This is a genomic window from Phenylobacterium sp. (assembly GCF_036821595.1).
Lineage (GTDB): Bacteria > Pseudomonadota > Alphaproteobacteria > Caulobacterales > Caulobacteraceae > Phenylobacterium.
The window spans coordinates 88,713-108,979 of record NZ_DAISJG010000002.1; the positions used below are offsets into that span (position 1 = coordinate 88,713).

Annotated in this window: 15 protein-coding genes; 5 read left to right on the forward strand and 10 right to left on the reverse strand. The window is 70.8% G+C overall.

The genetic code is table 11. From position 1 onward, the window contains the following. Positions 1–66 precede the first annotated feature (66 nt). Positions 67–1,050 (forward strand): winged helix-turn-helix domain-containing protein, encoded by a 984-nt coding sequence (locus V7Z97_RS01920; protein WP_334161055.1) that lies wholly within the window; start codon positions 67–69, stop codon positions 1,048–1,050. On the opposite strand, the gene V7Z97_RS01925 is transcribed toward V7Z97_RS01920, so the two are convergent. From V7Z97_RS01925 to V7Z97_RS01935, 3 genes are all read right to left on the reverse strand, one after another. Further along, positions 1,047–1,736, reverse strand: a complete 690-nt coding sequence (locus V7Z97_RS01925) for a hypothetical protein (protein WP_334161056.1) — start codon at positions 1,734–1,736, stop codon at positions 1,047–1,049. The two genes, V7Z97_RS01920 and V7Z97_RS01925, sit on opposite strands and share 4 nt — an antisense overlap. A gap of 240 nt (positions 1,737–1,976) precedes the next feature. Continuing rightward, positions 1,977–2,264: a hypothetical protein gene (locus V7Z97_RS01930; RefSeq protein WP_334161058.1), complete on the reverse strand. Its 288-nt coding sequence runs from the start codon at positions 2,262–2,264 to the stop codon at positions 1,977–1,979. Positions 2,265–2,270: 6 nt separating this feature from the next. Further along, positions 2,271–3,314, reverse strand: coding sequence for a ribonucleotide-diphosphate reductase subunit beta (locus V7Z97_RS01935; RefSeq protein WP_334161059.1), 1,044 nt, complete (start codon positions 3,312–3,314; stop codon positions 2,271–2,273). Positions 3,315–3,439: 125 nt separating this feature from the next. Here V7Z97_RS01935 and V7Z97_RS01940 point away from each other — a divergent pair, with 125 nt between their 5' ends. After that, entirely contained in the window at positions 3,440–4,093 is a 654-nt protein-coding gene (locus tag V7Z97_RS01940) for a glutathione S-transferase family protein (protein WP_334161060.1), read from the forward strand. Between the two features lie 6 nt (positions 4,094–4,099). On the opposite strand, the gene V7Z97_RS01945 is transcribed toward V7Z97_RS01940, so the two are convergent. The 5 genes from V7Z97_RS01945 to putA form a co-directional block, all read right to left on the reverse strand. Then, complete coding sequence (locus V7Z97_RS01945) at positions 4,100–4,906, reverse strand: lipid A-modifier LpxR family protein (RefSeq protein ID WP_334161061.1); 807 nt, start codon at positions 4,904–4,906, stop codon at positions 4,100–4,102. Positions 4,907–5,132: 226 nt separating this feature from the next. Next, the gene (locus tag V7Z97_RS01950) at positions 5,133–6,992 is read right to left on the reverse strand and encodes a ribonucleoside-diphosphate reductase subunit alpha (protein WP_334161062.1); all 1,860 of its coding nucleotides are present in this window, start codon (positions 6,990–6,992) and stop codon (positions 5,133–5,135) included. A gap of 257 nt (positions 6,993–7,249) precedes the next feature. Then, on the reverse strand, positions 7,250–9,031 hold the full coding sequence (locus V7Z97_RS01955; RefSeq protein ID WP_334161063.1) for an SLC13 family permease: 1,782 nt from the start codon (positions 9,029–9,031) through the stop codon (positions 7,250–7,252). A gap of 126 nt (positions 9,032–9,157) precedes the next feature. Then, a complete protein-coding gene (locus V7Z97_RS01960; RefSeq protein ID WP_334161064.1) occupies positions 9,158–10,159 on the reverse strand; it encodes a hypothetical protein in 1,002 nt (333 codons plus the stop codon). Between the two features lie 79 nt (positions 10,160–10,238). Next, complete coding sequence (gene putA, locus V7Z97_RS01965) at positions 10,239–13,322, reverse strand: bifunctional proline dehydrogenase/L-glutamate gamma-semialdehyde dehydrogenase PutA (protein WP_334161065.1); 3,084 nt, start codon at positions 13,320–13,322, stop codon at positions 10,239–10,241. Positions 13,323–13,424: 102 nt separating this feature from the next. Here putA and V7Z97_RS01970 point away from each other — a divergent pair, with 102 nt between their 5' ends. Continuing rightward, positions 13,425–13,895: a winged helix-turn-helix transcriptional regulator gene (locus V7Z97_RS01970; RefSeq protein WP_334161066.1), complete on the forward strand. Its 471-nt coding sequence runs from the start codon at positions 13,425–13,427 to the stop codon at positions 13,893–13,895. Positions 13,896–13,969: 74 nt separating this feature from the next. Here the strand turns inward: V7Z97_RS01970 and V7Z97_RS01975 are convergent, their stop codons facing one another. Beyond that, positions 13,970–15,112: an OmpA family protein gene (locus tag V7Z97_RS01975; protein WP_334161067.1), complete on the reverse strand. Its 1,143-nt coding sequence runs from the start codon at positions 15,110–15,112 to the stop codon at positions 13,970–13,972. Between the two features lie 535 nt (positions 15,113–15,647). Continuing rightward, positions 15,648–17,429 (reverse strand): monovalent cation:proton antiporter-2 (CPA2) family protein, encoded by a 1,782-nt coding sequence (locus V7Z97_RS01980; protein ID WP_334161068.1) that lies wholly within the window; start codon positions 17,427–17,429, stop codon positions 15,648–15,650. A 110-nt stretch (positions 17,430–17,539) separates the two neighbouring features. Here V7Z97_RS01980 and V7Z97_RS01985 point away from each other — a divergent pair, with 110 nt between their 5' ends. Together V7Z97_RS01985 and V7Z97_RS01990 are read left to right on the forward strand one after the other, a co-directional pair. Next, positions 17,540–17,995, forward strand: coding sequence for a copper chaperone PCu(A)C (locus tag V7Z97_RS01985; RefSeq protein ID WP_334161070.1), 456 nt, complete (start codon positions 17,540–17,542; stop codon positions 17,993–17,995). Between the two features lie 117 nt (positions 17,996–18,112). Continuing rightward, positions 18,113–20,188 carry a M13 family metallopeptidase gene (locus tag V7Z97_RS01990; protein WP_334161072.1) on the forward strand — a complete coding sequence of 692 codons (2,076 nt, stop codon included), beginning with the start codon at positions 18,113–18,115 and terminating at the stop codon, positions 20,186–20,188. Positions 20,189–20,267: the final 79 nt, after the last annotated feature.

Consider the following 20,267-nt stretch of genomic DNA (forward strand, 5'->3'; position numbering starts at 1 on the left):
CAGGTTGCCGAAGCTTGGCCCTAACGCCATCCTCAAGGTGGGGTACGCGGCTGGGGAGCCCGCATCATGAACACGGCTCTGTCCGAGCCGAAGACGCTCGGGTCCGACGATCCCGTGGGGCGGCTGCGCCTGCTCAGCCGGCTGACGGCGGCTTTCCTGCTGGACACCGTGGCGATCGTCCGCGGCGACGACGGCCATCTGATCGACACCCTGCTGCTCAGCGCCGCCACCCAGGCGAACATCGCCGACATCATCCGCCAGCCCGAGCTGCAGGCGGCCTTCGCCGACGCGGTCCCGCCGGACGAGATGCGCCGTCCGGTGAGCATCAATGCGCTCGCCGCCTCCCTGAGCATGCCCTTCGAGACGGTGCGCCGGCGGATCGCGGGCCTGGTCCGCGACGGTCACTGCGTCCTGGTGGAGGGAGGCGTGGTCGTGCCCAGCAAGGTGCTGTCGGACCCGCGCTACTACGCCGACGCCTTCCGCGGCTACGAGCGGCTGCGGGCCTTCTACTACCAGCTCGGCGACCAGCACCTGCTGGGGCCCCTGCCGGCGGCGGAGGCGGACCTGTCGCACGGCGTGTTCCCGATACGGGCGGTGTCGCGCATCGCCGGGGCCTATGTGCTGCGGGTGGTGGAGCTTCTCGCAACCTTCGGCAGCGTCCCCGACAGCATCATCACCATGGAGGTGTTCCGCTCGAACACCGAGCACCTGGCGCATTCGGCGCGCGGCGGACCGGGCTTCGACGACATGGTCGGCGACGAGCACCGCGCGCCGATCTCGGTCGGGGCGCTGGCGCGGCGCGTGGGGATGCCGCCGGAGACCGTCCGGCGTCACGCGGCGCGGCTCGAGGAGGTGGGCGTCCTCGTGCGCGTGGACGGTGGACTGATCGTGCCGTCGCGATTCCTGGCCCGGCCGCTGCTGCGGCGCAAGCTGGTCGCCAACGCCGGCAACCTGCAGCGGATGTTCGCCTCCCTGGCGCGGCTGGGCGTGCTCGAGGTGTGGGACAACCTGCCGGTGATCGAGGCCGAGGCGGCAGGGCGGGCGGCTTAGGCGGCCGCGGCGGCCGGACGGCGGCGCCGGCGCGGCAGGCGGACCTTCACCATCCAGAAGACCAGGGCGCCCAGGGCCGCGAACGGCGGGACGGCGAGGTGCGGACCGCGCAGGGCGGCGGGGATCTCGTCGGCCTGGCCGAAGAAGAATGAGCCGGCGGCGACGAACAGGGCCAGGCACATCCGCCACAGGTGGCGCGAGGTGCGCGCCGGGCCGGCGATCCCGCCGCGGCGGATGACGCGCAGGTCGGCCAGGACGGCGAAGGCGGCGAGGACCCCGAAGGCGTAGTAGATGGCGGGATCGAGGCCGGACGTCGGGTCGCCGTCCGCCAGCCCACCGGGCGTCGAGGCGATCAGGCCGCCGACGCCGAAGCCCGCCGCGGCCACGACCGCGGCCCAGAGCGTGGCCCACGGCTCCAGGCGCGAGGACGTCCCGGCCGGGCGGCGCACGACCGCCCAGGCGGTGACGACCAGGTAGAGGGTGAAGGCCGCGGCGATGACATTGAGCTTTTGGGCCCGCAGCGCCGCCACCACCAGGGCGAAGCCGGCCATGGCCAGCATGGCGGCGAAGAACACCCGGCCGGCCAGCCGGTGTGCGTCCCCGCCCTTCCGCACGGCCAGCGCCCAGAAGCCGGCGACGATGCCGACCGCGCCCCCGGCGATGTGCAGGACGATGGCGGGCAGCACGGGGAGCTCCTTCGGGCGATACGGAGCTCCAGGGTAGCCGTGGGGCGGGCGGCGGCCATGACGCGCGGCGACAAATGCCTGGCCGGAGGTTGCAGGGGACATGCGGGAAAGCTCTCCCCTACTCTCTCCCTCACCGCCTCCCGGGAGGAGGAGGTAGGCGGCGTATCGGGAAGCATCGCGAGATGCTTTCCAGGCATACCTCCCGGTGAGGCGGGAGCCTGCGGGTCATGTCCGCCGCTCCTACCCGCCCGCCACGCGCTGGCCGCCGCCGCCCGGCTGCGGGGCGAAAGGCAGGAATGGCGAGGGGCCGTAGATCCAGGCGTCGCGGATGAAGAAGCCGGTGTCGACGTCCGGGGCGCCCTCGGGGCCGAAGATCCAGCCCTGGCTGATCCAGAAGCCGGTGCTGACCGGCTGGCCGGCCTCGGCCACGTCCCAGATCCAGCCGTCATGGATCCAGAACCGGCCGCTCTGGGCGGGCTCCCGGCTGTAGATCCAGTCGTCGTCGATCCAAGCCGCGGCGAGCGCCACCGCCGGCTATTCCGCCGGGAGGGCGTTCTCGCTGCGCTTGGCCATCAGCGCGTCGAAGCTCGCCCAGACGCCCTCGTTGCCGTGCCACTGCCCCTTGGTGGCGGCCTTGGAGTATTCGGTGGCGCGGGCCTCGAAGAAGTTGGCGTGCTCGACGCCGGAGAGCATCGACTGCAGCCAGGGCAGCGGGTTCTCCTTCACGCCGTAGACTTCCGGCAGGTGGAGCTGGCGCAGACGCCAGTCGGCGATGAAGCGGATGTAGCTCTTGATGTCCTCGGGCGTCATGCCCTGGACCTCCCCGGCCTCGAAGGCCAGGTCGATGAACTTGTCCTCCAGGCCGACCACCGTCTTGCAGCAGTCGACGATATCGTCGGCCACGGCCTTGGTGACCACGCCGGTCTCCTTGTTGAAGGCATGGAACAGCTTGATCATGCCCTCGCAGTGCAGGCTCTCGTCGCGCACCGACCACGAGATGATCTGGCCCATCCCCTTCATCTTGTTGTGGCGCGGGAAGTTCATCAGCATGGCGAAGCTGGCGAACAGCTGCAGGCCCTCGGTGAAACCGCCGAACATGGCCAGCGTGCGGGCGATGTCGGCGTCGGTGTCGACCCCGAACTGCTGCATGTAGTCGTGCTTGTCGCGCATCGCCTGGTAGTCGAGGAAGGCCGTGAACTCGGCGTCGGGCATGCCGATCGTCTCGAGCAGCAGGGCGTAGGCGGCGATGTGGATCGTCTCCATGTTGGAGAACGCCGCCAGCATCATCTTCACCTCGGTGGGTTTGAAGACGCGGCTGTAGCGCTCCATGTAGTTGTCGTTCACCTCGACGTCCGACTGGGTGAAGAAGCGGAAGATCTGGGTGAGCAGGTTGCGTTCGCGGTCGTTGAGCTTGGAGGCCCAGTCCTTGAGGTCCTCGCCGAGCGGGATCTCCTCGGGGATCCAATGGACCTGCTGCTGCTTCTTCCAGAACTCGTAGGCCCACGGGTAGCGGAAGGGCTTGTAGGCGTAGGACGGCGTGAGCAGGCCCGGCAGGGCGCGGTTCTTGGACGTGGTCACTGGCGGCTTCCCCAACGCACGGATCGTGAGCGTGATGGATCTAAGGTGGCGCCGATTTCAGACAACATCTAGCGCCAAGTTGGCGCATCTGCCCAACATGTTGTGAAGAACCTGGGGATGGAACGATGAGCGACGGCTATGTGCTGTACGGGGCGCCGGGCTTCGGCTCGGTGATCGTCGAGGCGGCCCTGGTGCTGATGGGCCAGGCCTACGAGCGGGTGGACCTGGCGCACGGCCGGTGGCCGGCCGACGACGAGCGCTTCGTGGCCGTCAATCCGCTTAAGCAGGTCCCCGCCCTGGTGCTGCCCTCGGGCGAGCTGATGACCGAGAGCGCGGCGATCCTGCTGTGGCTCGCCGAGCAGCATCCGCAGGCGGGGCTCGCGCCGCCGCCGGGCGATCCGGGGCGCGGCCAGTTCCTGCGCTGGATGGTCTATCTGCCGGCCCAGATCTATTCGATGTTCTGGGTGCGCGACGCGCCCTCGCGCCTGGCCGATGGCGAGGCGGCCGAGGCGGTGATCAAGGCCCGCACGGCCGAGCGCATCGCCGAATGCTGGGCGCTGATGGACCGGCAGGTCTCGCCCGGGCGCTACATCGTCGGCGACGAGCTGAGCGTGCTGGACCTCTACGTCACGGTGATGTCCCGCTGGACGCCCCGCCGGCGGCGGTTCTACGAGGTCGCGCCCAAGATGGCGGAGGTGGTCAGGCGGGTGGACGCCGACCCGAGGCTCGCCGCCTTCTGGGCCGAGCGGATGCCGTTCGAGGACGGCTGGGAGGGGTAGCGGGCCCTAACGGCCCGGGCGGATGGCGAAGGTGAAGGCCGCGACGGTGTCGTCGGTGGTCTTCTGGCCGAAGATCATGTTCTCGCCGCGCACCTCGCGGTGGACGACGCCGAATGAGGTCTGCACCGAGCCCTTGCGCCAGCCGACGCCGACCTGCGCGTCGCCCACCAGCGACGAGGTGGGATCGGTGGTCCAGCCGGCCCGGTCCCAGCCCTCCTGGTTCCGCAGCATGTTGAGGCCGACGGCGCGGCCGGAGGCGGCGGCGAACAGGTACCAGCGGCCGCGGTCGCCGAAGGCGGCGCCGTCGCCCACGCCCATGTCCTTGAGCTGCTCGACGGCCCGCTCCTCGCGGGTCTTGGGCGCGGAGAGGCGGACCTCGGCCCCGGCCTCGGCCGAGCCGCCGCGGTTGCCGACGCCGACGCCGGCGTGGGGCGAGACGTCGAGCTCGAACTTGCCGGCCTCGAAGCTCATGGCGCGCGGCCAGCTGCGGACAAGCGAGACGTCGTAGTCGCGGGCGTCGAACTGGGCGCGGTCGAGGTTGAGCGGCAGGCCGCCGGGCGTGTCGAGCACGCCGCCGACGCTGACCCGCAGCGAATCCACGGGGCCGCCCTCGCGGCCGGGCAGCTTGACGGCGCTGGAGTTGAAGCGGCCGGGAACGCCGTCGAGGAAGGCGTCGCGCTCGGCGAAGGCGGCCTGGTTGAGGGCCTCGGCGGCGGATCCGGGAGCGAAGGAGCCAGAGACAAGCCCCTGGGCGCCCGCCTCGCCGGCGGCGCCGCACGCAAGAACGATGGCTGTGAAGGCCAGCCGCCGCATCCTCGTCATCTCCCAGCCCACGTCGTAGAGCGCGTGGTTCGAGCTCTACTGTTCCACGTTCAGGCTAAGCCGCAAACCGAAAAGTAGTTCCCAATGGCTAACGGAGACACGGTGAAATCGGGCTGGCAAGGGAATAGTTGACGTTAAAGAGGCCGCGGTCGCCCGCGGCCTCTTCGGTACACTCAAGGTTAAGGCGAAAGCTCGCGGCTTAACCTTTAGAGCTCAACTATTGGCAGGCGAGGCATTCCTCGTAGTCGGTCTTGCCCGTGTCCATCATCTCGACCACGGCCAGGCCCTCGCCGCCGGCGTGGGCGGCGCGCTGCACGGACTTGGAGCGCAGGTAGTAGAGGCTCTTGCAGCCCCGCTCCCACGCCTGCCAGTGCAGCATGTGCAGGTCCCACTTATCCACGTCGCCGGGCAGGAAGATGTTGACCGACTGGGACTGGCAGATGTCCGGCGTGCGGTCGGCGGCGAGCTCGACGACCCAGCGCTGGTCGATCTCGAAGGCTGTCTTGAACACGTCCTTCTCGTCCTGGCTGAGGAAGTCGAGGTGCTGCACCGAGCCCTCGTTCTCGAGGATCGAGTCCCACACCTGGGCGGTGTTCTGGCCCTTCTCGTCGAGGACGCGCTCCAGGTAGGGGTTCTTCACCGCGAAGGAGCCGGAGAGCGTCTTGTGGGTGTAGATGTTCGCCGGGATCGGCTCGATGCCGGCGGACGTGCCCCCGCAGATGATCGAGATCGAGGCGGTCGGCGCGATGGCCAGCTTGTGGGAGAACCGCTCCATGACGCCGCGCTCGGCGGCGTCCGGGCAGGGCCCGCGCTCGGCGGCGAGCGTGCGCGAGGCCGCGTCGCACTGGCGGCGCAGGGTCTTGAAGAGGCGCATGTTCCAGGACTTGGCCAGCGCGCTCTCGAAGGGGACGTTCTGCGCCTGCAGGAAGGAGTGGAAGCCCATCAGGCCCAGGCCGACCGAGCGCTCGCGCTTCGCCGCATAGACCGCGTTGGCCATCTCCGGCGGGGCGCGCTGGATGAAGTCCTCCAGCACGTTGTCGAGGAAGCGCATGACGTCCTCGACGAAGGTCGGGTGGTCGCGCCACTCCAGGAACTTCTCGGCGTTGACCGAGGACAGGCAGCAGACCGCGGTGCGCTCGGCGCCCAGGTGGTCGCGGCCGGTGTGGAGCATGATCTCCGAGCACAGGTTGGACTGGCGCACGCTGAGGCCCAGCTCGCGCTGGTGCTGCGGCATGGCCCGGTTCACGGTGTCGGAGAAGATCAGGTAGGGCTCGCCGGTCTGCAGGCGGATCTCGAGGATCTTCTGCCAGAGCGACCGGGCGTCGACCTCGCGGATCACCTCGCCGGTCTTGGGCGAGCGCAGGCCGAACATGGCCCCGTCGCGGACGGCCTCCATGAACTCGTCGGTGATCGACAGGCCGTGGTGGAGGTTCAGACTCTTGCGGTTGAAGTCGCCCGAGGGCTTCCGGATCTCCAGGAACTCCTCGATCTCCGGGTGGTGGATGTCGAGGTAGACCGCGGCCGAACCGCGGCGCAGCGAGCCCTGGGAGATGGCCAGGGTGAGCGAGTCCATCACGCGGATGAAGGGGATGATGCCGCTGGTCTGGCCCGCGCCCTTCACCTTCTCGCCGATGGAGCGCACGCCGCCCCAGTAGGTGCCGATGCCGCCGCCGTTGGAAGCCAGCGCCACGTTCTCGTTCCAGACGCCGACAATGCCCTCGAGATTGTCCGGCACGGCGTTCAGGAAGCAGGAGATCGGCAGGCCGCGGTCGGCGCCGCCGTTGGACAGCACGGGCGTGGCCGGCATGAACCAGAGGTTGGAGATGTAGTCGTAGATCCGCTGGGCGTGGTCGGCGTCGTCGGCGAAGGCCGTGGCGACGCGCGCGAACATGTCCTGGTAGCTTTCGCCCGGCAGCAGGTAGCGGTCCTCCAGCGTCGTCTTGCCGAAGTCGGTCAGCAGGACGTCGCGCGAGCGATCGACCTCGACCTTGCGGACGAGCTGCAGTTGCGGACGTTCCGGACGCGCCCCCGCGCGCTCCGCGCCCTCGGCAATCCCAACCTTCGCCGCTTCACTCATTTTTCCCGTACCCGTCCTGTAGGAACCCCGGCTCTCCGTCCGTCGCTCCCGCTGCCCCGCGCTATATGTTGTGTGCCAGGCACCTCAACCAGCCCACATATGGGGACACAGTGGCTAAGGAGTCGTCAATGAGGCGGCCCGTCCGCCCCCAGGCTTTTTTCGTAAACCAGTGGTTAACAGGCTAAGCACGCCCTCGGCAGATCAAGGCCTTGGCCATGACGCCGCAGGTCCTGCTCACGAGAGTGTGACCGGTCCGCTCAACCCTGCAATGGCCACACCAGCGAGATCAGCAGGGTCCCTGCAACCAGCACGAGCAGGCTGAGGGGCGCCCCCAGCCGCGGATAGTCGGCGAACCTGTAGCCGCCCGGCGCCATGACGAGGGTGTTGCACTGGTGGCCGATCGGCGTGAGGAAGTCGCAGGCCGCGCCGAGCGCCACCGCCATCAGGAACGGGTCGGGATTGAGCCCCAGGAGCCGGGCGAGCGCCGCCCCGATCGGAGCCACGATCAGCACCGTCGCGGCGTTGTTGAGGAAGGGCGTGGCGGCCATGGCCACCAGCATCACCGCACCCAGGGCGAACAGCGGCGCCTGGCCCTGGAAGGCGGTGGCGAGCCCGCCGGCGATCAGGTCCGCCCCGCCGGTGGCGCGAATCGCGTCGGAAATGGGGATCAGCGCCGCGATCAGCACCAGGACCGGACCGTCGAGGGCAGAATAGGCCTCGCGCATGCGGATCGCGCCCACCAGCACCATGGCCACCGCCGCGGCGAAGAAGGCCATGGCCACGGGGACCCAGCCCACCGCCACGGCGACCATGGCGGCCAGCAGGATCAGCGCCGGCGCCACGCGGTGGCGGATGCCGCCCAGCCTGACCTCGCGCTCGGCGAGCGGCAGCAGGCCAAGGGTCTTGAGCGCGCCCGGCAGGGTCCGCTCGCCGCCCTGCAGGACGATGATGTCGCCGGAGCGCAGGCGGACCGTGCGCAGTTCGCGGGTGGTGCGGTAGCCGGCGCGGCTGACCGCCAGCAGGTTCACCCCGTGCTGGCCGTAGAGGTCCTCCTGCCTGGCCGAACGGCCGACCAGCAGGGAATCGGGGCTGATCACCGCCTCCACGACCCGCACCTCCTCGGTGGGCTCGGCCATGGCCACGGGGCGGTCGGAGCGGGTGAGCTTCAGCTTCGCCCGCTGGATCAGACCGTCGAGGGCCTGCTGCTCGCCCTCCAGCAGGAGGACGTCGCCGGGCTGGAGGCGGCTGTTGGGGTGGGGGGCCGAGCGCCGCTTGCCGCCGCGCAGCAGGGCCATGACGGTCACGTCCCCCTGGGCCAGGGCCTGCAGGTGGCGCACGGTGCGCTTCTCGAGGCTCCAGTCCTCGGGGACCTCCACCTCGGTGAAGTAGGGGGCGGACTCCAGGGCCGCGTCCAAGGTCTCGGCGGGGGGACGCGAGACCGGCAGCAGGCGGTAGGCGAAGGACAGGAAGACCAGGCCGAGCGCCGTCACGCCCAGGCCGACGGGCGCGTAGTCGTACATCTGGAAGGGCTCGCCCAGGATCTGCTGGCGCACCTCGGAGACCAGGATGTTGGGCGAGGTGCCCACCAGGGTGACGGTTCCGCCGAGCAGGGAGCCGAACGCCATGGGCATGAGCAGGCAGGAGGGGGACGTGCCGGTCCGCCGGGCCACCTGCAGGGCGATGGGCATCATGATCGCCAGCGCGCCGACGTTCTTGGTGACCATGGAGAGCAGGGTCACCGCGCCCACGAACAGCGGCACCTGGGTGCGGGCGCTGGTTAGGAAGGGCAGCACGGGCCGCAGGATCGATTCCACGATGCCGGAGCGGGCGAAGGCGGCGCTGACCACCAGCGCGCAGGCGATGATCACCGTCACGTCGTTGGCGAAGCCGGAGAAGGCGTCCTCGGCCGGCACCACGCCGATGGCGACGCCCAGCAGCAGCGCGGTCAGCGCGACCACGTCGTAGCGCCAGCGGCCCCAGATGAAGCACGCGATCGTCAGCCCGATCAGCCCGAAGGCGAGGCCTTGCTGCAAGGTCATTGGCATCCCTCACGCCGGCGTCGGACGGCGCTCCGGACGCTACAACGCTCAAGAAGCTGTGATGGGTGCGGGACGGTCCGCTCCCGCCAATGCTGCCGCATTGGGGGAGGCGAGGAAACGCGCCGCCTACTGCCCCTTGGCCGTGGCCTCGCGCTCGCGCTCCTGGACGCGGGCGCCGGCGAGGATGTTGGGGAGGGAATAGTTCCCCTCGTGGCAGGCGTATTCGTAGATGGGTCCGGGCGCGGTGCGCCACGGCATCTCGGCGCGCCAGACCTGGGTGAAGGTGTCGGGGTCGTCCACCGCGAACTCGTAGAGCATCCCGTCCGTCGCGGTGCGGGTGAAGCGCTCGGTGAGCTTCGCCCTGGGGCCGTAGGCGAAGCCGCCGCCCAGGCTGCCGATGAAGTGCTGGGGCCGCAGGTTGGCGGTTTCCACGACCAGGGTCTCGCCCTCCCACCAGCCGACGGAATCGCCCAACCAGGAGCTGACCGCGGCGGGCGGATGCCGGCGGTCGGCCAGCCGGACGATGCGCACGTCGTGGTTCATCTCGATGTGGATGGCGACGTGGTCGCGGGTCTGGACGATCCGGTAGTGGCCGTTGAAGCCGGAGTTCATCATCGGCGGCCCCTCGGTGGAGCCGATCGCGGTGATGCAGCGCTCGTCCGTGGGCCGGTATTCGTAGCTGTCGTAGCCGCGGTCGCGGCCGATCTCGCGACTGGCCTTCCGGCCCGCCTCCGTGAACGGCAGGCGACCGTCCGCGGGCTCGACGATCCAGGACGAGCGGGGCTTGCCGTCGATGCGGCCCGCCTTGAGCTGCATCTCGATGAAGTCGGAGTTGTCGACCTCCTTCACCTCCGGCGGCGCGGGCAGGGTCGGGTCGATCGGCTCGCCGCTGACCAGCGGGCCCACGTACTTCAGGAAGCCGGCCTCCAGCATGGCCGCCTCTTCCTCGGTGAGGACCAGGTTCTTGAAGCCCTGCGGCCGCTGCAGGAAGGTCACCGCGGTGTTGGTCCAGATCCCCTGCAGGTCCGGCTGGCCGTGGGGGGTGCGCGGCGCCCTGTAGGGCGCGGCCTGGGCGGCGGCGGCGAGCGAGAGGCCGAGGGCGAGGCCGGCGAGGAGAGCTCGGAACATGGGTCGAGCCTGCCGCCAGACCGGCCGCGCCGGCCATGGCGGCCGGCGCCAATCGCTTGACCCCGGGTTGCAGCGCCGGTCAGGCGTCCAGGTTCAGGAGGGCCGGGTCGCCGCCCTGGGCGGCGATGTTGACGCTGACGGCGCGCTCGACCGCGTAGCGCAGGAGGGCGTGGGGCCCCCCGGCCTTGGGGCCGGTGCCGGACAGGCCCTCGCCGCCGAACGGCTGGACGCCCACCACCGCGCCGATCATCGAGCGGTTGACGTAGACGTTGCCGGCCGGAACCGCTTGCTGCACGGCCTCGGCGAAGGACTCCAGCCGGCTGTGCACGCCGAGGGTGAGGCCGTAGCGGGCGGCGGCCACGGGGGCCGCGGCGCGGGCAAGGTCGGCGGGATCGTAGCGGACCACGTGCAGGATCGGGCCGAACACCTCCTTGCCGAGGAAACCGGGGTCCGGGATCTCCGCCAGGGTGGGCGCGAAGAAGTGGCCGCCCTCCGGCACGGCGATGCGGTGCAGGACCTTCGCCTCCCGCCGCAGGCGCTCCACATGGGCCTCCAGCATGGCGCGGGCCTCGGCGTCGATGACCGGGCCCACGTCGGTGCGCGGGTCGGCCGGATCGCCGACCACCAGGGTGTCCATGGCCCCGATCAGGCCCTCGATGAGCTGGTCGGCGGTGTCGTGCGGCAGGAACAGCAGGCGGAGCGCCGAGCAGCGCTGGCCGGCCGAGCCGTAGCCGGAGAGGAGGACGTCATCGAGCACCTGTTCGCGCAGCGCCGTGGTGTCGACGAACATGGCGTTCAGCCCGCCGGTCTCGGCGATGAACGGGACGATCGGCCCCTGGCGGGCGGCGAGCGTGCGGTTGATCGCCCAGGCGGTGTCGGTGCCGCCGGTGAAGGCGACGCCGTCGCAGCCCTCGTGGGCCACGAGGGCCTGGCCGATGGTCGCGCCGTCGCCCGGCAGGAGGTGCAGCAGGTCGGGGTCGAGGCCCGCGGCGTGGAACAGCTTCACCGCTTCCGAGGCGATGATCGGCGTCTGCTCGGCGGGCTTGGCGAGAACCGCATTGCCGGCGGCGAGCGCCGCGGCGATCTGGCCGGTGAAGATGGCCAGCGGGAAGTTCCAAGGGCTGATGCAGGCGAAGACGCCGCGGCCGCGCAGCTGCAGGCGGTTGGTCTCGCCCACCGGGCCCTTCAGCGTCTCGGCATGGGCGAACTGCTTCTCGGCGAGGCTCGCGTAGTAGCGGCAGAAGTCGGCGGCCTCGCGGACCTCGGCGATACCGTCCGCCAGCGTCTTGCCGGCCTCCCGGGCGCAGATGGCGATCAGGCGGTCGCGGTTGGCCTCCAGCGCGTCGCCCATGGCGCGGAGCACCCTGGCCCGGCGCTCCCCGCCCTGGGCGTCCCAGGCGGGCTGGGCCTTACGGGCGGCGGCGTAGGCGGCGTCCACGTCGGCCGGGATGGCGTCGCCCGCCCGCCCGATGGTCGTGGAGAGCTGGGCCGGCGAAACCCGCGCCGCGGCGCCCACGGTCGTCCGGCCGCCGACGATCGGCCCGCCTTCCAGCGGCGGCAGGGCGGCCACGGCGGCGATGAGCCGCTCGCGGTCGGCGGCGATGGAGAGATCGAGGCCGGTCGAGTTGCGGCGGGACGGACCGTAGAGGTCGACGGGCAGCGGGATGCGCGGGTGCGGCGCGCCGCCGGTCGCCTCCACGGCGGTGACCGGATCGGAGACCACCTTGGCGACGGGGGTCCGCTCGTCCAGCAGGGCGTGGACGAAGGAGGTGTTGGCGCCGTTCTCGAGCAGCCGGCGGACCAGGTAGGGCAGCAGGTCCTCGTGGCTGCCCACCGGAGCATAGACCCTGAGCGGGAAGTCGCCGTAGCGCTCGTGGGCGGCGGCGTAGAGCGCCTCGCCCATGCCGTGCAGGCGCTGGAACTCGCAGGTCAGCCCGGCCTGCCGCGCCATCTGGCGGACGGCCGCCAGCGAATGGGCGTTGTGGGTGGCGAACTGGCCGTAGAGGTGCGGCGCGGCGGCCAGCAGGGCCCGGGCGCACGCCAGGTAGGACAGGTCGGTGGCGGCCTTGGTGGTGTAGACCGGGTAGCCGGGCAGGCCGGCCACCTGGGCGCGCTTGATCTCGCTGTCCCAGTAGGCGCCCTTCACCAGCCGGACCATGAGGCGCCGCCCGCTGGACCGCGCGATGCCGGCCACGGCCTCGATCACCTTGGGACTGCGCTTCTGGTAGGCCTGGACGGCGAGGCCGAGGCCCTTCCATGAGCCGAGGGAGGGCTCGTTGGCGAGCCGCTCCAGGAGCTCCAGCGAGATCACCAGCCGGTCGGCCTCCTCGGCGTCGAGGGTGAAGTTGATGTCGGCCTCCGCCGCCTGGGCGGCCAGCCGGACCACGCGCGGATAGAGGTCGGCGAACACCCGGTCGCGCTGGCGGGCGTCGTAGCGGGGCGACAGCGCCGAGAGCTTCACCGATATGCCGTGGCCGGCCTCGGGTCCCTGCCCCTTGGCGGACTTCGCGACCACGGCGATGGCGGCGGCGTAGGCGGCCTCGTAGCGGTCGGCGTCGGCGTCGGTGCGGGCGCCCTCCCCCAGCATGTCGAAGGAGCAGACGAAGCCTTCCTGGGCGGAGCGCCGGATCGCCTTTTCGATGGTGGCGCCCAGGACGAACTGCTCGCCCATGATGCGCACCGCGGCGCCGACGGCGCGGCGGATCACCGGCTCGCCCAGGCGGCCGGCCAGGCGCTTGATGAAGCCGGGCAGGTCCTTGCGGGCCTCGTCGTCCGGGTCGATCAGCTTGCCGGTGAGCATCAGGCTCCAGGTGGAGGCGTTCACCAGGAGCGAATCCGAGCGGCCGGCGTGGCTGGCCCAGTCGGCGGAGGCGATCTTCTCGGCGATCAGCCGGTCGCGGGTCTCCTCGTCGGGCGTGCGCAGCAGGGCCTCGGCCAGGCACATCAGCGCCAGGCCCTCGCGGGTGGAGAGGCTGAACTCCTGCAGGAAGCTCTCGACCACGCCCTGGCGGTTGGCGGCGCGGCGGGCGGCGCGGACCAGGGCCTCGGCCTCGTCGCGGACGGCGCCGCGCTCCTCGAAGCTCAGCGGCCTGGACTCCAGGGCCGCGGCGACGGCCGCACGCTCGTCGGTGAACTTCAGATCGTCCAGGTGATCGAACGGCACGGGCAGGCTCCTGCGCTGGAACGTCCGGGATAACGCTGTATCAGCCGAATGTGCTACGTCACTTTCTCCGAACCGCCGGAGAAACGCGGGGAAACAGAGCGAATGGCGAACGATCTACGGCTGGACGACACCGACCGCCGGCTCCTGCGGACCCTGCAGTCGGACGGGCGCATCAGCAACGCCGAACTGGCCGAGCGGTGCAACCTGTCGCCGTCGTCGTGCTCGGACCGGGTGCGGCGGCTGCGCGAGGCGGGCTACATCAAGAGCTTCGCCGCCCTGCTGGACCCCGAGAAGGTCGGCCGCGGCGTGCTGATCTTCGTGGAGGTGGTGCTGGACCGCACCACGCCGGAGGTGTTCGACACCTTCGCCGCCGCCGCGCGCCGGTCGCCCGACGTGCTGGAGTGCCACATGGTGGCCGGCGGCTTCGACTATCTGATCAAGGCCCGCGTGGCCGACCTGCCGGCCTGGCGCACCTTCCTGGAGGAGGTGCTGGTGCGGATCCCCGGCGTCCGGGAGACGCGGACCTATGCGGTGCTCGAGGAGGTGAAGTCCACGACCCAGCTGCCGGTGTAGGGCCCAAACGCAAGGAGCCCGGCCTTTCGGCCGGGCTCCCGCTAGCGTTCCGACTTCACCGTCGGCGATCGAGATCAGGGATTGATGTCGATCGTGGAACGACGGTTCAGCGGTTCCTTGACGCCGTCGCCGGTGGCGACCGCAGGCATGGTCTCACCCTTCCAGTCGACGGAGAGCGAGGTCTGCGTCACGCCGGCCGAGACCAGCGCGTCGGCCACCGCCTTGGCGCGGCGTTCCGACAGGCGGACGTTGTAGGCCTGCGAACCGGAGGTGTCGGCGTGGCCGACGACCACGACGCGGGTGGCGTTGCCGCCGCGGGCGTAGTTCGCAGCTTCCGTGACCACCGTCTGGGCTTCCGGCGTCAGGATGTACTGATCGAACGGGAAGTAGACGATGAACTGCCGGGCTTCGAACGCCGGGGCCGGAGGCGGCGGCGGCGGAGCGGCGAAGGAGTACCGCAGGCCGAGCGTCACCGACTGGTCGCGGTATTCGCCGCTGAACACGCCGGGTTGCAGGGTGTTGGTGCCGGTGGAGGCGAAGTCGAGCTCCGAACCGCCGAGGTAGCGGTAGGTCAGGTCGACGTTCAGGCGGTCCGTGGCGCGCCAGGCGAGGCCGGCGAGCACCTGCCAGGCGAAGGCGGTGTCGTCGTCATCGATGGCGAGGTTCTGGAACGCCGGGCCGGTGGCGGCCGTGAACGGCGGCGTGCCGGGGATGTTCGAGAACTGGCCCAGGACTTCCATGGACGTGTGGTTCACGCCCAGGCCCGCGCCGACGAACGGGTTGATCGTCGCGCCCGGGGCGAAGTCGTAGATGATGTTGCCCATCACGGTCCAGGTCGACATGTCGCCGTCCGGGGAGCCGCAGACCGGCGACGCCGCGGTGCGGGTCACGCCGGGGGTGCAGAGGCCGACGACCGCGTTGGTCGTGCCGCCGCGGACCGACTCGATGTCGCCGCCGCGGTAGCCGAGCTCGAGCTCGACACGCCAGTTGTCGTTCAGTTGATAGCCGAGGCGGGCGAAGCCGGCCCAGTCATCTTCCTGATTGAAGTCCCAAACATAGGGAGAGCCGTTCGGGGCGTTGGCGGAGGAGGTGCCTTCGATGCCCTCGGGCCAGTGGTAGCCGAGGTCGACGGCGCCGTACCAGCCGACTTGCGCAGCAGCCCCGGTCGCGGTGAAGACCGCAGCCAGAGCGGCCCCTGCCAGGAGTTTCAACTTCATAATCAGAGCCCTCTCGTTGCCCTCAGTGCTGCGGCGAAACGCCTCAGCATCGTTATATCAAGGCCGGATGGTTGCGTAAGTGTCGCCGGAGCCACACTCAGACCGCAATTTCCCCTGCCAGACGAACCTAAGCCAGGACGTATACGACGTTCCCCTCAGTGATCAACTTCGGGTGGAGACCCGGGGCCTCCATCTGACGGCAGAGCGAGAGGCCTGGCGACCCCCGGACTGCCGAAACCTTCGCCCTAGACCTAGCAGATCCTTGCCGGCGCGGCGATTGCGCCAGGTCAAAGTTCCGCGAAGTCCTTGGAATAACTTGTAAAGTCGATACCTCGCCGCAGGAAGGCGCGATGCGGACGCCAGCGGCGGCGCAGGCCTGTTCCCCGGAGGTCTTCGGCGATCTCGGCGTCATCCCCAGCCCAACTGCGCGCTCGCACCCCTGCGGCGTCGCCCCCTCAACGTCCATGGCTGCGCTTGGTTCCTTCCGAGGCGCCCGCACGCGGACGATTTTATTCCGCCCTTTTTCCGGCGCCGATCAGGCGCCGTCCGCCTTGCGGCGCGCGCGGGTCCGGCCGCCCAGCGCCTCGGGCCGGTTGAGCTCGGCGCGGAAGGCGTCGCGGCGCTCGTGGATCGAGGCGATGACCAAGCCCATGGGGACGCCGATCTCGACCAGCAGGGCCTCGGAGAGCTGCAGGCTGGCCTCGACGGTCTCCGGCACCGCGTCGGTGGCGCCGAGATCGTAGAGCCGCTTGGCGTGGCGGGCGTCGCGGGCGCGGGCGACGATGGTCAGGCCCGGCCGCAGGCCGCGGGCGGTGGCGACGATGGCCTCCGCGCCGTCCGGATTGTCCATGGTGACAACCAGGGCGGGGGCGTCGGAGAGTCCGCAGCGCTGCAGGAACTCCGGCCGCGAGGCGTCGCCGAAGAAGATGGTCTCGCCGGCGCGGCGGGCCTGCTCGACGATTCGCGGATCGCTCTCGGCGGCCACCCAGGGGATGTCGTGGTTGCGCAGCATCTCGCCCACCAGCCGGCCGACCCGGCCGTAGCCGGCGATCAGCACGCGGGGCTCGGCGTCGGCGACCGGGTCCGGCTCGGGCGGGGGCTCGGCGGGGGTGAGCTGCCGGCCGCCGAGCTTCAGCCCCGCGGCGGCGAGCAGCGGTATGGCGAACATGGAGAGCGTCACGGTGACCAGCACGCTCTCGCCCAGGGTGCGGTCCACCAGGCCTTGCCCCATGGCCTCGGAGAGGATGACGAAGGCGAACTCGCCGCCCGCCGCCAGCAGCAGGGCCGCCTCGGCGGCGCGGCGGCTCTCCAGGCCGAACAGGCGGGCGAGGCCGAACACCACCGCGCCGTTGACCAGGATCAGCCCCGCCGCTGCGCCGATGATCGGCAAGGGCTGCTCGAGCAGCAGCGGCACGTTCAGGCGGATCCCGACGGAAACGAAGAACAGGCCGAGCAGCAGGCCCTTGAACGGCTCGATGGTGACCTCGACCTCGTGGCGGTACTCGGTCTCGGCGAGCAGCAGGCCGGCGATGAAGGCGCCCAGCGCCATGGAGAGGCCGGTGAGCTCGCTGACCAGGCCGGCCCCGATCACCACCAGCAGGCAGGCGGCCACGAACAGCTCCTCGCTCTTGGCCTTGGCCACCGAGCGCAGCATGGGCCGCAGCAGCAGGCGACCGAACACCAGCAGGATCAGGACGCCGAGCGCCCCGGTGGCGAAGGAGACGAAGAGGTCGGAAGGCGAGGCCTCGCCCGCGCGGCGGCCGAACAGGGCGAGCGCCACGAGGATGGGCGCCACCGCCAGGTCCTGGAACAGCAGCACGGAGAAGGTCGCCCGGCCGGCCAGCGCGTGCTGGCGCTTCTGCTCGGTGAGGATCGGCATGACGATGGCGGTGGAGGACAGCGCCAGCGCCGCCCCGATGGCGATGGCCGCCTCCGTGGGCGCTCCGGCCAGGCTGGCGACGAAGGCGAGCGCGGCGACGCAGACGGCCACCTGCAGGGCCCCCAGGCCGAAGACGTACTTCCGCATCCGGCGCAGGCGCTCCCAGGAGAGCTCCAGGCCGATCATGAACAGCAGGAAGACCACGCCGAACTCGGCGAGCTGGGCCACCTGGTCGGGGTTGTCGATTGTCAGGGCGGAGAGCCAGCCGAAGTCGTCGGCGAGCGCGCCCAGGCCGTAGGGACCGAGCAGCACGCCCGCGCCGAGGAAGCCCAGGATGGGGCTGATCCGCCAGCGGCGGAACAGCGGCACGACGATCCCGGCCGTGGCCAGGAACAGCACCACATCCTTGTAGGCGCCCGCCTCGACCTGGCCTTCCATCCGCCCTCCGATTCACCCGCGGCGCGACTATGGCGCACGCCCGGCCATTGAGGAATCTCCCAGGCGGCGTATGACGCCTGCCCGGAACGAAAGCCGCGGAAAGGCCATCGATGCGCGCCCTGCTGACCGTCCTGGCCCTCGCGGCCGCCGCCGTCCCCGCGCACGCCGCGGCCCCCACCGTGGAAGCCAGCCAGGCCTGGAGCCGGCCGGCCGTGGCCGGCGGGACCGGCGCGGGCTTCCTGACGCTGACCAACCGCGGCAAGGCGCCGGACGCCCTGACCGGCGCGGAGAGCCCGGTGGCGCGCAAGGTGGAGGTCCACCGCACGACCATGGCGGGCGGCGTGATGAAGATGGCCAGAGTCGAGCGCCTGGCCATCCCGGCGGGCGGCAAGGTGACCCTCGCGCCGGGCGGCCACCACCTGATGCTGTTCGGCCTGACCCGGGCGCTGAACGCCGGCGACCGGGTCCCGGCGACCCTGAGCTTCGCCAGCGGCGCGAAGGTGACGGTCGAGTTCGTCGTGGGTACGGGCGCAACCGCGCCGGCCATGGACCACAGTCACCACTGACTGTGACGCCGCCCGTCTCCAAGGGACGGGAAAACCTGACGAAAATGTAACGAGTGTGACGGGCCGGGACCGGGGCATGGTCCCGGCCACGATCCTCCAGCGAACGAGCTCATCCGCATGAAGACCCTCTGGCTCGGCGCCGCCGCGGCGGCCGCCCTCCTCGCCGCGCAGCCCGCGGCGGCGCAGCAGCCCGCGACCCAGACCGCCCAGGCCAACGCCGCGGCCCGCGACCTCTCCAAGGCCCCGCGCATGGGGACCTGGGGCTTCGACCTCTCCGGCCGCGACATGGCCGTGACGCCGGGCCACTCCTTCTTCCGCTGGGCGAACGGGACCTATCTCGACCGGCTGGAAATCCCGGCCGACCGCTCCACCTACGGCGCCTTCAACGCCCTTGACGAGCTCTCCCGCGACCGCATGCGGGCGGTGGCCGAGAAGGCCGCCGCCGACCGCGCCGCCAACGGCCCCTCGGCCCAGGTGGGCGCGCTCTACCGCAGCTTCATGGACGAGGCGCGGGTGGACGCGCAGGGCGCCAAGCCGCTGGCCGGCGACCTCGCCCAGATCCGCGCGGCGAAGACCCGCGCCGACATCGCCCGGCTGATGGGCGAGTCCATGCACGACTTCGGCGGCTCCTTCTTCTCCGGCGCCATCTACGACGACGCCAAGGACCCGATGAACTACACGGTCTACCTGGGCCAGGCGGGCCTGGGGCTGCCGGACCGCGACTACTACCTGGTCGATCGGTTCGCGCCGCAGAAGCAGGCCTACGAGGCCTATGTGACGAAGATGCTGACGCTTGCCGGCTGGCCGAACGCGGCGGCCAACGCCAAGGCGATCGTCGCGCTGGAGACCGAGATCGCCAAGGTCTCCTGGACCCGCGCCGAGCGGCGCGACGACGACAAGACCTACAACCCCTTCGAGGTCGACAAGCTGGCGGCCTATGCGCCGGGCTTCGACTGGGCGGCCTTCATGCAGGGCATGCACCTGCCGGCCCAGAAGCGGGTGGTGGTGAGCGAGAACACCGCCTTCCCGAAGATCGCGGCCATCTACGCCCAGGCGCCGGTGGACACGCTCAAGGCCTGGATGGCCTTCCACCTGGCCGACAACGCCGCCCCCTACCTCTCAACGGCCTTCGACGAGGCGCACTTCGACTTCCGCTCCAAGACGCTCTCCGGCCAGCCGCAGCAGCAGCCCCGCTGGAAGCGCGGCGTGAACCTGGTGGACAACCAGGTCGGCGAGGCGCTGGGCAAGCTCTACGTCGACGCCTACTTCCCGCCGGAGAGCAAGGCCAAGATGGACGCCCTGGTGGGCGACATCAAAACCGCCATGAAGGGCCGGATCGAGAAGCTGGCCTGGATGGGTCCGGAGACCAAGGCCAAGGCGCTCGACAAGCTCGCCAAGTTCACCGTGAAGATCGGCTATCCGGACCACTGGCGGGACTACTCCGCCCTGCAGATCCGCGACGACGACCTCTACGGCAACGTCAAGCGGGCCGTGGCCTTCGACTGGGACTTCCGCGCCCGTCGCATCGGCCAGCCGGTGGACCGCGCCGAGTGGGGCATGACGCCGCCGACCATCAACGCCTACTACTCCTCGACCAAGAACGAGATCGTCTTCCCGGCCGCAATCCTGCAGCCGCCGTTCTTCGACCCGGAAGGCGATCCGGCGATCAACTACGGCGGCATCGGCGGGGTGATCGGCCACGAGATCACCCACGGCTTCGACGACCAGGGCCGCAAGTCCGACGGCGACGGCCGGCTGACCGACTGGTGGACCGCCGAGGACGCGGCCAAGTTCAACGCCGAGGCGGTGAAGCTGGGCAAGCAGTACGCGGCGGTGGAGATCCTGCCGGGCGCCCACATCAACGGCGACCTGACCATGGGCGAGAACATCGCCGACCTGGGCGGGCTGCTGCTGGGGCTGGACGCCTACCGCATCTCCCTGGACGGCAAGCCGTCGCCGGTGCTGGACGGCCTGACGGGCGAGCAGCGGGTGTTCCTGGGCTGGGCGCAGGTGTGGCGCGGCAAGTACCGTGACGACCGGATGAAGCAGCTCCTGGTCTCCGACCCGCACGCCCCGCCGCAGGCCCGCGTGGACCTGCCGGTGCGCAACATCGACGCCTTCTACGAGGCGTTCGGCGTGAAGCCGGGCGACCCGATGTACGTGGCGCCGGAAGCCCGCGTGCGGATCTGGTGAGATAGGTCCCTTCTCCCCTCGGGGGAGACGGGGCCCCGGAGGGGTCGGATGAGGGGGCCCGGCGTCGCCGCGAGGCCCT